At 41.6% G+C, this 14,863-nt stretch carries 14 protein-coding genes; 11 read left to right on the top strand and 3 right to left on the bottom strand.

Features of this window, described 5'->3' with window-relative positions; translation table 11 throughout:
• Positions 1-30: 30 nt before the first annotated feature.
• Positions 31-3,198 (bottom strand): cytochrome c biogenesis protein CcsA, encoded by a 3,168-nt coding sequence (gene ccsA, locus EQG61_RS11985; RefSeq protein ID WP_129462186.1) that lies wholly within the window; start codon positions 3,196-3,198, stop codon positions 31-33.
• Positions 3,199-3,337: 139 nt separating this feature from the next.
• Between ccsA and EQG61_RS11990 the strand changes: the two genes are divergently transcribed.
• The 9 genes from EQG61_RS11990 (at position 3,338) to EQG61_RS12030 (ending at position 11,990) form a co-directional block, all read left to right on the top strand.
• Positions 3,338-4,099 (top strand): Rossmann-like and DUF2520 domain-containing protein, encoded by a 762-nt coding sequence (locus EQG61_RS11990; RefSeq protein WP_129462187.1) that lies wholly within the window; start codon positions 3,338-3,340, stop codon positions 4,097-4,099.
• Positions 4,083-4,610, top strand: a complete 528-nt coding sequence (locus EQG61_RS11995) for a KdsC family phosphatase (protein WP_129462188.1) — start codon at positions 4,083-4,085, stop codon at positions 4,608-4,610. Before EQG61_RS11990 ends, EQG61_RS11995 begins: the two co-directional genes overlap by 17 nt.
• A 24-nt stretch (positions 4,611-4,634) precedes the next feature.
• Positions 4,635-5,564, top strand: coding sequence for a geranylgeranylglycerol-phosphate geranylgeranyltransferase (locus EQG61_RS12000; RefSeq protein WP_129462189.1), 930 nt, complete (start codon positions 4,635-4,637; stop codon positions 5,562-5,564).
• Complete coding sequence (locus tag EQG61_RS12005; protein WP_129462190.1) at positions 5,554-6,132, top strand: Maf-like protein; 579 nt, start codon at positions 5,554-5,556, stop codon at positions 6,130-6,132. Before EQG61_RS12000 ends, EQG61_RS12005 begins: the two co-directional genes overlap by 11 nt.
• A 41-nt stretch (positions 6,133-6,173) precedes the next feature.
• Positions 6,174-6,419, top strand: a complete 246-nt coding sequence (locus tag EQG61_RS12010) for a hypothetical protein (protein ID WP_129462191.1) — start codon at positions 6,174-6,176, stop codon at positions 6,417-6,419.
• Positions 6,420-6,947 (top strand): mechanosensitive ion channel domain-containing protein, encoded by a 528-nt coding sequence (locus tag EQG61_RS12015; protein WP_129462192.1) that lies wholly within the window; start codon positions 6,420-6,422, stop codon positions 6,945-6,947.
• A 101-nt stretch (positions 6,948-7,048) separates the two neighbouring features.
• The gene (locus EQG61_RS12020; RefSeq protein ID WP_129462193.1) at positions 7,049-7,507 is read left to right on the top strand and encodes a hypothetical protein; all 459 of its coding nucleotides are present in this window, start codon (positions 7,049-7,051) and stop codon (positions 7,505-7,507) included.
• A gap of 156 nt (positions 7,508-7,663) precedes the next feature.
• Positions 7,664-10,156, top strand: a complete 2,493-nt coding sequence (locus EQG61_RS12025) for a PIG-L family deacetylase (protein WP_129462194.1) — start codon at positions 7,664-7,666, stop codon at positions 10,154-10,156.
• 115 nt (positions 10,157-10,271) lie between these two features.
• The gene (locus tag EQG61_RS12030) at positions 10,272-11,990 is read left to right on the top strand and encodes a sodium:solute symporter (RefSeq protein WP_129462195.1); all 1,719 of its coding nucleotides are present in this window, start codon (positions 10,272-10,274) and stop codon (positions 11,988-11,990) included.
• Positions 11,991-12,016: 26 nt separating this feature from the next.
• Here the strand turns inward: EQG61_RS12030 and trhA are convergent, their stop codons facing one another.
• Both trhA and EQG61_RS12040 read right to left on the bottom strand, forming a co-directional pair.
• Positions 12,017-12,652, bottom strand: a complete 636-nt coding sequence (trhA, locus tag EQG61_RS12035; RefSeq protein WP_129462196.1) for a PAQR family membrane homeostasis protein TrhA — start codon at positions 12,650-12,652, stop codon at positions 12,017-12,019.
• Between the two features lie 52 nt (positions 12,653-12,704).
• On the bottom strand, positions 12,705-13,556 hold the full coding sequence (locus EQG61_RS12040) for a DUF2911 domain-containing protein (protein WP_129462197.1): 852 nt from the start codon (positions 13,554-13,556) through the stop codon (positions 12,705-12,707).
• Between the two features lie 135 nt (positions 13,557-13,691).
• Between EQG61_RS12040 and EQG61_RS12045 the strand changes: the two genes are divergently transcribed.
• Together EQG61_RS12045 and EQG61_RS12050 are read left to right on the top strand one after the other, a co-directional pair.
• The gene (locus EQG61_RS12045; RefSeq protein ID WP_129462198.1) at positions 13,692-14,162 is read left to right on the top strand and encodes an SRPBCC family protein; all 471 of its coding nucleotides are present in this window, start codon (positions 13,692-13,694) and stop codon (positions 14,160-14,162) included.
• 1 nt (position 14,163) lies between these two features.
• A complete protein-coding gene (locus tag EQG61_RS12050) occupies positions 14,164-14,862 on the top strand; it encodes an SDR family NAD(P)-dependent oxidoreductase (RefSeq protein WP_129462199.1) in 699 nt (232 codons plus the stop codon).
• Position 14,863 lies beyond the last annotated feature (1 nt).

A 14,863-nucleotide genomic window follows, 5' to 3' on the forward strand; every position in this document is an offset into this window, starting at 1 on the left:
GAACCTTTTTTATTACTTGTTGTTTTCTATTTATTTCGAAACCTTGCGGTACCGCCAGTAAACAATTCCTGCAAATACCATGAAGATTACAAATATGCGAATGTAAATATCTACGTTTTGCTTTTCTCCCGTAGCATACGAGTGCATACCGGTTAAATGGAAATTTACTCCAAAATAGGTCATTAAAATCGAAGCAAACGCCAAAACACTCATGAAGTTAAACGCAAATAATCCACGTAACCCCGGAACTAAGCGGGCATGAATCACAAACGCATAAACCATAATACTGATCAATGCCCAGGTTTCTTTTGGGTCCCAACCCCAATAACGGCCCCAACTTTCATTCGCCCATTGACCACCTAAAAAGTTACCAATCGTTAATAACACCAAACCTAATGTTAGTGCCATTTCGTTGATATAAGTAATCTCTTTGATGTTCAACTGCATGACTTCTTTGTTCTTTTCGTTGGTGGCCAACATTAAAATCATCGCTACAACACCCAAAATCATTCCCAACGTAAATGGACCGTAACTCATCACAATTACCGCCACGTGGATCATTAACCAATAGGAATTCAATACGGGTTGTAAATTGGCAATTTGTGGATCCATCCAACTCATGTGCGCCACCATCAAAATCATGGAAGTCACAAATGTACCTGCTGCAACGGTCAATTTCGACTTACGGTCAAAAGCCAAACTGAAAAACATCGTTGCCCACGCTACATAAATCATACTCTCATAAGCATCACTCCAGGGTGCATGTCCGGACACATACCAACGGGCAATCAAACCTGCGGTGTGGGTTGCAAACAAAATACCGATGAATAGATGAAAGGCATTGATGGAAATGCGTAACAAACGACTGTTGGTAAAGATGCGAATGATCGTTAGAATCAACATGATACTTCCCGCCAACATGTACAACCAAAATAAACTGCGGAAGACATCGTATTTATTCAATAAAATTTCCGAATCAATTTGTTGGTCAGTTGGGCGAACAGCTTTCCCGTATTTTTTCTGATAATCTTCCAATCCTTTTAATAAGGTATTGGCCATGGTGTAATTCTTGGTCTTTGTACCTCGTCCCAATTCATTCAAATAATACGGAAATGCATTCTTGATTTTATCCAAATCGGTTCCCGTCGCTTGGTTCAATTCCATGAAAGAAACCCATTTGTTACTCTTGTCATTTGGAACAGGGAATATCTTTAAAATGCCGCCGTACATCGCACTGTACAACAAATTGATTTTTTTGTCGGCTTCCACAAAATCCTTTTGAAAATTATTCGGATTGGTGGTTTTATAGGCATCATCCAAGTAGGGGGATAATTTATACATCCCATTATCCGTAATGAAATCTTTAAATTTCACATACTTGACGTCTTTTCCAACGCCAATGATTTTGCGAATACTATCGTTTCCTTTTTTCAAATAAATCACAGGCAAATTCTCCCAAGCTCTTGGATACATCACCATGGATAAAAATACCTGATCGGCGTTTAATCCTTCGTAAGTATCGCTTTTACTCACTTTCCGTAATAATTCCGATGAAAAAGTATTCACCGGTTTCATACGTCCGCCATCATCTTGAATGACCAAACGTCCAAATTTCTCCGCTTGTACTTCAGGAACTGCATATTTCTTCACCGAATCCAAATAGTTGATATTCGTGGGCATCGCCATAGGATTGGAATGCTGGTGACCATCATGCTCCGAGTGTTGCGCTTGTATGGCAAAACTGATAAAGAACAAAAGAATCGTTGCTAAAGCATTCTTCTTTTCTTTTACTTTTTCCAATTTCTTTTTCAAATCGGCAAAGCGCGTATTCTTATCAAATAAAATGGCTAACATGCCAAAAAACAATAAAAAGTAACCTATATAAGTAATCATCGTTCCCCAATAATCGTGGTTCACTGATAAAACCGTCCCTTTTTCATCGGGATCAAATGACGATTGGAAGAAACGATAACCGCCGTAATCCAAAATATGGTTCATGTAAATATCGGCATCGGTGTTTTTCCCATTATCCATGACCGTAACCTTACTTTTAAAAGCCGAATAACTTTTCTCAGTACCTGGATATTTATCGGCTATAAAATCATTCAATCGCATGGAAAAAGGCAATTCATAGACTTTACTACCGAACAGTAACGAGAATTCCAGTCCGCCCAATTTTACCACTTGAGGCTCACCTGTTTTACCTTTGGAACCTACCAATGTAATATCTTGCGATTTACCACCCGAAGTTACAGTGACAATCAAAGCATCATCGGTATTTTTGGCTTTGTAGTTGGTCCCCGATGTCCATTCTTTCTTCCCTTTAATGGGTTGCTCTGGAAAAACAAATTGCGAACCGCCTACATTATATAAAGAGCGAAACATCAAATCTTGTTCAGTAGCTGCGGCAATTTCCCCTTTAAATTGATCCGCCATACGCATGAAATTACCTGCAAAAGGCGATTTTATAGATGTCTTTGTCCCATCTGTCGTGATGTTAATCGCGCCCTCCATGGGTTTGTTGAGCGAAAATAACAATCCGTGTATGCTTTGTACAACACCTTCTTCTAAAAAATGCTCATGACGTTGACCGCCACCCGCTTCAACCATTTTGATAAAAAACTTTCCGTTGGCATCCGCAGCAATCGTTTGCTTGGCATCCATCATGAATTTTTTATACGAAATTTGGAAAGGAGTTTGATCGAATTTTTCATCGATAGTAAAATTATTGGAGGCAAATGGAGGATAAACCGCTTCAGATAACAATAAGGGCTTCTCAATGATGCGTCGCTTCAATGCCCCTTGGTATTGCCCATCAATCCAAACCGTTAAATAATTTTTATCGGAATAAAATTGTTTAGCACTTTCACCTTCACGAATCGGCATCACCCCTTCAAAACTGATGTATCGTGTGATTCCTGCCCCAATAATGATCAAAATAAACGCCAAGTGCAACAGTAAGGTCGCCCAATTCTTGCGCAAATGCAATTGATAGCGTTTGATATTCCCGATGAAATTGATTAAAAAGAAAATCAATATCAATTCAAACCATTTGGTATTGTAAATCCAGATTCGAGCCGTATCCGTATTGAAATCACTCTCAATAAAAGTTCCCGCCGCCATAGCTGCTGCATACACAATAAACAATACCGCCATTAATCGGGTGGAATATAAGAAGGAAGCTAATTTATCAGCCATTTTCAAAAAAATTTACGCAAAAATACACCAAAAAAAACGTTTTTTCCGTTTCAACACATCGATTTTAATGGAATATTAGGAATTGTCTGTTCCTTCGAATAAAATTGCATTTTGCCCCTTTTTTTATACTTTTACAGCCATGATAAAAACGGTGATTATTGGTTCTGGAAATGTGGCCCAACATCTCATTACGGCCTTTCGCGAAAGCGGAAATGTACACCTTGTCCAAGTCCTAGCCCGCCATCCAAAAACCTTGGAACAGCAATTTCCCGATTTGGACATCATCACTGATGCGGCCTCTCTTGCTGAAGCCGACGTGTATGTAATTGCCGTTTCAGATAACGCTATTGGCGCAGTGTCATCCCAACTCCCACTGAACAATAAATTGGTGGTACACACCTCAGGGACTACCTCACTTGCTGTTTTAGATCCCAAAAATCGTAGGGGTGTTTTTTATCCTTTACAAACGTTTACAAAAGGAAAACGACTCGCCTATCACCACATTCCGTTTTGCTTGGAAACCGAACACGAATCGGATTATGCCATTCTTCACGAATTGGCCCATTCGGTATCAGAATCGGTGTACCGCATCTCGGAAGACCAACGCAAAGCCTTACATGTCGCGGCTGTTTTTGTGTGTAATTTCACCAATCATTTGTATCAAATAGGTCACGATTTGTGCGAAGAACATCAGGTTCCCTTTGCTATTCTCCAACCATTGATTGCTGAAACTGCAGATAAAATACAAACCCTTACCCCACAACAAGCGCAAACCGGTCCTGCCCTACGTGGCGATACCGAAACCCTCAATCGGCACTTGGCGGCATTGACCGATGCCACCCAAAAAGAAGTTTACCAACTCTTGACAAAATCCATTATTGATCATGGCAAAAAGCTATAAAGAACTCATGAACGACATCACCACTTTTGTGTTGGATGTTGACGGTGTACTCACTGACGGTACCGTACACGTTTCGCCCACCGGCGAAATGCTACGCGAAATGCACATCCGCGACGGATTTGCGATGAAAGCCGCACTCGAAAGTGGCTATAACGTATGCATTATTTCGGGAGGAAGCAATGAAGGCGTGCGCATCCGTTTGCGTAACCTGGGCATCACCGACATTTATTTGGGTTCACCCGATAAAGTGGAAACCTTCAAAGAATATTGTGACATTTATGGCATCCAACCGGATCAAGTCTTGTACATGGGTGACGATATTCCCGATTATCACGTGATGCAAAAAGTTGGCCTTCCCACTTGTCCCCAAGATGCAAGTCCGGAAATCAAAGCTATTTCCACCTATATCTCCCACAAAAATGGCGGGAAAGGTGCCGTGCGGGATGTCATCGAACAAGTGATGAAAGTCCAAGGAAAATGGCATACCTATTACAACGGAAAACACGATTAAACGCTCTATTAGAATCATTACAACATGAAATTTTTACAATTAATTCGCTACCCAAATATTTTAGCCTTAATCGGAATGCTCTTTGTCATTCGTTACGGTTTTTTGGAACAATTAAGTCTTTATTTGGCTTTGACCCCTTTGGAATTTATTCTTTTTGTCACCGCTGTCGCTTGTATTGCAGCGGGTGGATATATCATCAATGATGTTTTTGACCAAGAAGTTGATGCTATTAATCGTCCCAACCGAGTGCTCATTGGATCGGCTATTTCCGAAGCTAATGCGTATTATTGGTACGGCGGACTCTCCATTACAGGAGTGGGTATCGGAATGTATTTGTCCAATTGCATTGGCCGTCCCGGATTTGGCGTTTTCTTTGTTTTGGTGGTTGCCTTATTGTATGTGTATTCCTCTTCCCTCAAACAAATGCCTTTTGTTGGGAATTTAGTTATCGGATTGTTAACGGGCGCGACTATTATTTTGGAAGCCATTTTTGATTTGTATCCCATTACGAATGCCAGTAATAATGTAGCCATGTCAGCCTTGTTTGGCATGTTGAAATATTACGCCCTTTTTGCGGTACTACTCACGGTAATTCGTGAAATTATCAAAGATGCCGAAGACCGTGAAGGCGATGATGCGCTTGGAATGCAGACTTTACCTCTTGTTTTGGGTGTTCAAAAAACCAATATCCTTGTGGCGGCATTAGCTGTAATCAGTGCTGTTTTGGCCCTGTATTATTGTTTCACTGACCTTTTCAATAATTCCTATTTCTTGATTATTGGATACTTACTCTTTTTCACCGTTGCTCCATTGTTGTTTATCGCCATCCGTGTGTTACAAGCCCAAACCAAAGCGGATTATGCACAACTCAGCAAATTGATGAAATTCATTACGCTGTTAGGAATTTTGGCTTTGGCTGTCCTGACTTTTAATTTAAAACACCATGCCGGTTAATTATAAAATCATCTTGGCCTCGGGTTCGCCCCGTCGCCAACAATTCTTCAAGGACTTGGATTTGGAATTTGAAATTCGAATCAAAGAAATTGACGAAGTCTATCCCGATCATTTGCAAGCCGAAGCAATTACCAATTATTTGGCCCAACTCAAGGCTGCTGCTTTTGAAGGTTCGCTTGCTGAAAATGAACTTCTTATCACCAGTGACACCTTAGTTTGGTTACACGGAAAAGCTTTGGGGAAACCAACCGATTATGATCATGCCGTAGCTATGTTGCAGGAGCTTTCAGGAAATACCCATGAAGTCATCACTTCAGTTTGCTTTAAAACCCAAACCTCAGAAGCGGTTATTTTTGATAAAACAAAAGTCACCTTTTCCCCTTTATCGCTTGATGCCATTCATTATTATCTCGACAAACACCAACCTTTTGACAAAGCGGGGTCATATGGTATTCAAGATTGGATTGGTCTCACGGGTATTTCCCGAATTGAAGGTTCGTATACCAATGTCGTGGGATTACCCACTGAAAAAGTTTATCACTATTTAACAAGCCACTTTTTAAAATAGTTGTACTTTTATGGGGCACAACAAATAATACCTTTTCAGTAATGGAAACGGAGCAGGAAATCAATGCCAAAATATTGAAAGTAACCATGGTCATTCGCGATAATTTCCCTGAATTGCACCAGTACTTAAACGAAATGCCGGTCACCATCCCCATCGATAGCAATCCGGAGATCAATGTCCAACACCTCAAAAAATACTACGAGTCATTGGTCGCTATATTTCGAAATTATGTGGCCGAACACCAACTGAATTATATTAACCAACGCAATCAAGAAGGACATTTGTAAATGGAATTCAATCAATTTACAACAGAAATCATCGCTACTGCCAGTGTGCTTTTCCTTGTCATTGTACTTCGCATGCTGGTTGCCAAAGTGGTTCGGCGCTTTGCCAAAACCAACCACAACATCGAACACCGCGCCAATTTAGTCATCAAATACATTGACTTGTTGATTAACATCATCGCGGTAATTGCCCTCATTGTTATTTGGGGTGTAAAAAAAGAAGATATTTTAGTGACTGTCTCTTCAATCACTACTGTAATTGGAGTAGCCATGTTTGCCCAATGGTCGATTCTTAGTAACATCACATCAGGAATTATACTCTTTTTCTTTTTCCCTTTTAAAATTGGCGACATCATTCGCATCAACGATAAAGATTTTCCAGTTCAAGGAGAAATCGAAGACATCAATGCCTTTCATATTAACCTTCGTTCCAGTGATGGCGAATTAAGCACTTATCCGAATAATCTATTGTTACAGAAAGGGATAACCGTACTCAATCCCCGTAATGATACTCCCGAATTCATGGACTAAGGGTATTAAAATGGAAATACTGTAACGATTCCTGAAATTGTTATAACACCTAATCACTTCATCTGTCGCAACTTTGTACCATAAGCTAAAAACAAAAGTTTATGAAAAGTATACGACTAATAATTGCAGCCTTGTTACTGGGAAGTAGCGCTGCAGTAGCTCAAGTAAATGTAAATATCAATTTTGGAACGCCACCAGTTTGGGCACCTGCCGACCGTGTGGAAGTACAGTACTACTACTTGCCCGAAATTGATGTGTATTACGATGTCCCCAACGGATTATTCTTGTATTTCTCCAATGGGCGTTGGATTCGTAATGCCTATTTACCCGCCCGTTGCAATCACTATGATTTGCGTCGCGGACGTGTCGTATACCTCACCGACTATTACGGCAAAACACCGTACTATTATCACAAAAGACATCGCGCTCGTTATGTCACTGTTCCTCAACGAACCGTAGTGGTGTACCGCGATCACGACGATGATCACGATCGCGGAAGACACCATGGACATGAAAAACACCGTGGACATGGGAAAAAAAGAGGACATGGACACGATTAAAAATAACACTAATTCATAATCGTTAGGGTTAATTTAGTTAGTTTAGGGGGAAAAGGAGCACAATGTTGTGCTCCTTTTTTTTGTTAAAGAAAATCAAATAAAAAAAGGGTAGCCCATAGAAATCCGTATTTTTGAAGGAATTCAAATTAACTACTAATGCGTCAATCGTTTTTGTTACTGGCTGCTTGTATCGTTGCATTTCCAACATGGGGGCAACGACCTGAAAAACCAAATTCAGCCGACATTTACCACCAAATTGAAAAACTGAATTTCTTGGGCAACATACTCTATATCGCCGCCCATCCCGATGATGAAAATACCCGATTGATTTCCTATTTATCCAATGAAGTCCATGCCCGAACTGGCTATTTGTCACTCACACGCGGTGATGGCGGACAAAACTTAATCGGACCCGAATTGCGGGAATTGTTAGGGGTAATTCGAACCCAAGAACTCATCGAAGCCCGTAAAATTGATGGAGGCGAACAGTATTTCTCGCGTGCTAACGACTTTGGCTTCTCTAAAAACCCAACGGAAACCCTGCAAATATGGGATAAAAATCAAGTTTTAAGTGATGTGGTATGGGCTATTCGAACTTTTCGCCCTGATATTATTATCAACCGTTTTGACCACCGCTCTCCCGGCACCACCCACGGTCATCACACGGCATCTGCCATGCTTTCCATGGAAGCCTTTGATTTGGCCAACCAACCCAATCAATTTGCGGATCAATTAGCTTACACCCAACCTTGGCAACCCCAGCGTATTTATTTCAATACCTCCTGGTGGTTTTATGGCAGTAAAGAGAAATTTGAAAAAGCCGATAAAAGCAAACAAGCCCAACTCCAAATTGGCGTTTACTATCCCTTTGCCGGAAAATCCAACCAAGAAATTGCAGCCTTGAGTCGGAGCTGCCACCAATCCCAGGGCTTCGGAAATACAGGAACCCGCGGTGAAGAAGACGAATATTTAGAATTCTTAAAAGGCACGGCACCCGCCAACAAAAACAATCTATTCGATGGGATTGATACTACATGGAACCGTCTAACGGATGGAAAAGCAGTGGGCGAACTGCTCGCCAAAGTGCAAAAAGAATTCAATTATTCGAATCCTGGGGCCAGTGTACCCGATTTGATAAAAGCCTACTCGCTCATTCAACAATTGCAAGACCCTTTTTGGCGCAACCAAAAGTCGGAGGAAATCAAAAAGATAATCGCCGCTTGTTCCGGTCTCTACCTTGAAGCCGTTTCCGATGTGCAAGAAACAACACCCGGTAGTACAATAAAAGTCAAACTCGAAGCCATCAACCGCAGTGCCAATGCTTGGACTTTAAACCGTGTAGAAACCTATCCCAAAACTGCAGTGAACTGGAATAATCAGGTTTTAACTAACAACAAAGACCTGACAACTAGTTTTGATCTTTCCTTGCCAAACGATTATGACTACACGGCGCCCTACTACCTCAAAGAGGAAGGAACTGTAGGCATGTACACCGTAAACGATCGCCTACTCATTGGTAAACCCGATGTACAACGCGCTACACAGGTGACCTTTTTCCTTTCCATTCAAGGTGTGGAAATTCCGTTTACCCGCAAAATTGTTTACAAATACAACGATGACGTGAAAGGTGAAGTTTACCAACCGTTAGACATTGTACCTGCGGCTACTTCGTCCATCAAAGAAAAAGTCTATATTTTCCCTAAAAACCGAAGTCACGAAGTGCGCGTAATTGTGAAAGCGGGCAAAGAAAACCTCAGTGGATCGGTGCAATTGCAGGTCCCAACCGACTGGAAAGTTAGTCCGGAGCAACAAGCAGTTACCCTTCAACGCAAAGGCGAAACCGCCGAATTTGTTTTTACCCTAACCCCACCCAAAGAAGCCGCTGAAGCAGTCATCCAGAGTGTGGTCACAGTAGACAACCAAACCTTCAAACAAGATAAAATAGACATCAACTACACGCACATCTACAAACAAATGGTATTGAAGTCGGCTACAGCCAAAGCCATCAAACTCAACATTAAAACCAACGAGGAAAAAATCGCTTACATTATGGGAGCCGGTGATGAAGTACCCAATAGCCTCACCCAAATGGGGTATGAAGTTACTGTAGTGAAACCCGAATCGCTTACCCCTGAGTTGCTTCAACCATTCGATGTGGTGATGAGTGGAATCAGAGCCTATAACGTTGTGAATCAATTGGCCTACAAACAACAGGTTTTGTTGGATTTTGTAAAAAGTGGGAAAACAATGATTGTGCAATACAACACGTTGGATGATATGGTGACCAAGGAGTATGCGCCCTACCCGCTCAAAATTTCCCGTGACCGCGTTACGGAAGAGAATGCCGAAGTGCGCTTTCTCCAACCCAATCACCGCATTTTAAACTATCCCAATAAAATTACGAGTGCCGACTTTACCGGCTGGAAACAAGAGCAAGGCTTGTACTACCCCAGTGAATGGGATGCACAATACACGGCCTTGATTTCAGCTAATGATCAAGGAGAAAAACCAAAAGACGGAGCCATACTCGTCGCTCCCTATGGAAAAGGAACGTATATTTATACCGGATTGAGCTTTTTCCGTGAATTGCCCGAGGGCGTTCCAGGAGCTTTCCGACTCATGGCGAATCTAATTTCGGCAAAAAACTAAACCAATATGAAAACCAACAAGGAAAACCGATGGAGCAATAACTATACTTGGCTGTTAGTCATCAACGCCTTGTATATTTTGATTTTTTATTTACTCATGGAAAACTACTCCTAGTATGCAACAACTGGACTGGATTATTTTATCGGTAACCTTGCTCTCCATTGTCATCTATGGGGTGTACAAAACCAAAGGGAGCCGCAACGTAGAAGAATATATTTTAGGAAACAAGCAAACCAATTGGTTTACCGTGGGGATTTCTGTCATGGCCACCCAAGCGAGTGCCATTACTTTTCTTTCTACCCCGGGACAGGCCTACCACGACGGAATGGGATTTGTACAGTTCTATTTCGGACTCCCGATTGCCATGGTGGTAATTTCCCTGACGTTTATTCCCATTTACCACAAATTAAAAGTCTACACGGCCTATGAATACCTCGAGCAACGATTCGATCTAAAAACCCGCTCGCTGGCTTCTATCTTATTCTTGATTCAGCGCGGACTTGGTACCGGACTCACCATTTATGCACCGTCCATTGTGTTGTCTACCCTTTTGGGTTGGAACCTCACCATGCTCAATGTCATCATCGGTATTTTGGTGATTGTGTATACCTTTTCGGGAGGTACCAAAGCCGTAAACGTTACCCAAAAACAACAAATGTTTGTCATCATGAGCGGGATGTTGATTACCTTCTTTCTCATATTATCGCTCTTACCCAACGACATGACCCTTTCCAATGCCATGCATATCGCGGGCGCTAATGAGAAAATGAATGTAGTCGACTTTTCATTTGACCCTGAAACCCGCTACACCATTTGGAGCGGTATCGCTGGGGGTTTCTTTCTCAGTTTGGCCTATTTTGGAACCGACCAATCCCAAGTAGGTCGCTACCTCTCTGGAAAATCCGATCGCGAGAGTCAGATGGGACTCATCATGAACGGCTTTCTAAAAGTTCCGATGCAGTTCTTTATTCTCCTCATCGGAGTTTTGGTGTTTGTTTTCTTCCAATTCAATGAAGTGCCGTTGAATTTTAATCCCGTAAACAAGGATATAATTGAAAAGTCGGCCTATGCCAATGATTACCACAAATTAGAAGACCAATTAAAGGCATTGACCGAAGAGAAAAAAGAATATAATCTCTTGTATATCGATCACTTAAATCAGAATTACGACAATCCGATTTTACGGAATCGTTTAACGGCTTTGTCTGGAAAAGAACGGGATTTACGCGATCAAGCCAAAGAATTAATCGCGAAAGCCGATCCCAAAGCGGAGACCAACGATAAAGATTATGTGTTTTTGTATTTCATTCTTAATTACCTTCCGAAAGGGTTGATTGGATTGTTACTCGCCGTAATCCTCAGTGCCGCCATGTCGTCCTCGGCTTCCGGACTCAATGCACTGGCATCTACAACCGCTATCGATATCTATAAACGCAATTTAAAAGAAGAGAAATCCGATAAGCATTATGTTATGGCTACACGCTATTTTACGCTTTTGTGGGGTGTCATTGCTATTTTATTTGCTTGTGTAGGGACGCTTTTTGAAAACCTCATTCAGCTCGTGAATATTGTCGGGTCGATTTTCTACGGTACAGTGCTCGGGATATTCCTTGTCGGATTTTACATTAAACACATCAAAGCAACTGCGATTTTCTACAGTGCCGTGATTTCCCAACTTTTAATCTTCTATATCTATTATCTGGATGTGGTGAGTTTCTTGTGGCTGAATTTTATTGGGGCTCTATTGACCATCGTGATTGCATGGTTGATCCAACGCACGCAGCCCAATGAATCTCCTGAGGAACTCCAACTTGTCCATGAAAACGAAATTTAAATAGAACCACCTTCGGGTGGTTTTTTTTACGGTAAAATGTAATGGAAAATGGCAAAAAAGTGAAAAGCACTGCCTCCCAATACAAAGACATGCCAAATGGGATGGTAAAAACGGTTGCGATCTTTGGCATAAAAATAAATTCCGCCCGTATAACAAACACCGCCTAACGCTATCAACAACAGCGCCGAGGATGAAAGGGCATGAATGATGGGTTGTATACCAATGATGCACAACCAACCCATGACAGCATATAACGTCAAGGATAATTTCTCGTTGTAGCGGTATTTGGAAAACTTAAATACAAATCCGACGACCACCAATACCCAAATCAAACTAAAGAGTGTCCATCCCCAAACGCCTTTCAAACCCACCAACATTACAGGTGTATAGGTTCCAGCGATAAGAATGTAGATACTCAAATGGTCGACACGTTGCCAAAAACGTTTGTGCCGCAATTGCACGACCGCATGATAAATTGTTGAAGCGGAGTATAAAAGCACCAAACTGAGTCCGAACACCAAACTCGCCCCCAATTCCAATAATGTGCCTTTCCAAGCGGTATATCCAACCAAAAGGACCAACGCCACCAACGACAATACGGCACCCAACCCATGGGTGAGTACATTCCAAAATTCCTCTTGTTTGCGGTTCTTCCGTTTCATAGTTTAAAAGTAAGCAAAAAAAAGCCCCTGAAATTCAGGGGCTTGATTTTTATTATTTGCTCCATTCTTTGATGGAATCGTTATTCATTTTTACGTAATCGTCGTTTTTCGCTTTTTGTGCGCCGGCTAACGATAACTTAGCGGTTTCAATCGCTCCTTTTTTATCGCCTAATTTTGCTTGGATTAACGATTTTAAACGCAATTGCCAAAACGGTGCTTCTTCCCCTGCTTTTACAGCTCCTACCGCTTTGTTTACATATTCTAAAGCTTTTGCCATTTCAATATTCGCTTGGTAGTAATATTGGGCTGCACTATAATAATCGTTGGCAGAAGGTCCGGCTAGCGTTTTATTGATACTCGCCATGGCCGCTTTTTGTGTAGGCACCTCAAACTTTACCGCTACAAACGTTTTTTCCCAAGCAATTTCTAATTCAGCCGAGTCATTGGTTACATTGCCAATACCCATAGTAAAGGTTTCCACACGACGATCCGTCATCACAGGTTTTGCATTGGCACGCAACGCCACATCCGCTTCTTTAAATTCTTCTGGTGTTCCCCAGTTGTCAGTTGTTTTATAGAAAATTACTTCCCAGTTATCCGCTTTTGGTAATGTATACAAGGCATACTTTCCTTTTGCTAAGGTTTTTCCGTCAATCACTACATCTTCACTGAATGACACAAGGGTATTCGCATTCGCACCCGTTCTCCATAATTTTCCAAATGGCACTAAATCGCCAAAAATAGTACGGCCTTTGGCACTGGGACGGGAGTATTCAATAGCTACATCGGTCAAACCCACAACTTGATTTACAGTGGCTTTCGGACTCGATTGAGGGGTTTTTACTTGCGCTTCGATCGCATACGATGCAATAAAAAAGGCAATTGCATAGATTAGTTTTTTCATGGTTCATTGTTTTAGTTCTGCCAAAATTACTAAAAGCGATGGGGTCAAACTGTTAATTTAAACTTAAAAGGGAATAATTTTTGTTTAACTTATTTTTCTTTTTGTTAAACAAACTGTATCTTTACCAAAAAAACAATGAAGATCTATACACTGCACTCTAAACAGTTTCTTCCCATAACTCTTGATGAAGCCTGGGATTTCTTTTCCGATCCGATGAACCTAAATACCATCACACCCGATGATATGGGGTTTAAAACCCTCTCTGGTGCGGATCGGAAAATGTACCCGGGACAAATCATCCAGTATATTGTTACGCCCTTATTAAATATTCCCATGAAATGGGTAACCGAAATCACACACGTTGATCACAAAAAGTTTTTTGTTGACGAACAACGATTTGGTCCATATGCTTTATGGCACCACAAACATTTCTTTAAAGAAGTACCCGGCGGTGTAGAAATGGAAGACATCGTCGACTATAAACTACCCATGGGTATGTTAGGGCAACTCGTGCACCCAATACTTGTCAAACCACGTTTGCACCAAATTTTTGACTACCGAAGAAAGAAGTTAATCGAACTCTTTGGCGAATTTAAACCTGAATAACATGAAAAATATCCTATTGATTGGTGGTTCCAAAGGAATCGGTCGTGCCCTTGCCCAACAATTACAGTTTGAGTCCAACCTTTTTGTAGCTTCACGCTCAGTGGAAGATTTAGCCGACTTAAAACTTACCCACATTCCGTTTGATGCGACACAAGATACCTTGGATACTTCCGCCCTTCCTGCTGAAATCCACGGATTGGTATATCTGCCAGGAAGCATAAATCTACGTCCGTTTAAGGGTTTAAAGTCAGAAGCGTTTGAAAGTGATTTGCAACTGAACTTCATCGGACTCGTGAAAGTAGTACAAACCGTATTACCGCAACTCACCGCTGCTTCCCAGTCGAGTGTGGTGGCCTACAGTTCGGTTGCTGCTTCGATGGGTATGCCTTTTCACACTTCTGTGGCTGCAGCCAAAGGCGCTATTGAAGGTTTTGCCAAAGCCTTTGCCGCTGAATATGCTCCCAAAGTGCGCATGAATGTCATCGCGCCTTCACTCACCGATACGCCATTAGCGGATAAATTCTTAAATTCGGAAGAGAAAAAAGAAAAAGCGGCTTTACGTAACCCCATGAAAAAAGTGGGTACACCACAAGATATCGCACAAATGACAGCCTTTTTATTGAGCGAACAAAGCAACTGGATCACCGGTCAAGTGTTTGCCGTAGACGGAGGAATGTCCACATTAATCGTAAATAGTTAAG

This window comes from Flavobacterium stagni, assembly GCF_004122105.1.
Lineage (GTDB): Bacteria > Bacteroidota > Bacteroidia > Flavobacteriales > Flavobacteriaceae > Flavobacterium > Flavobacterium stagni.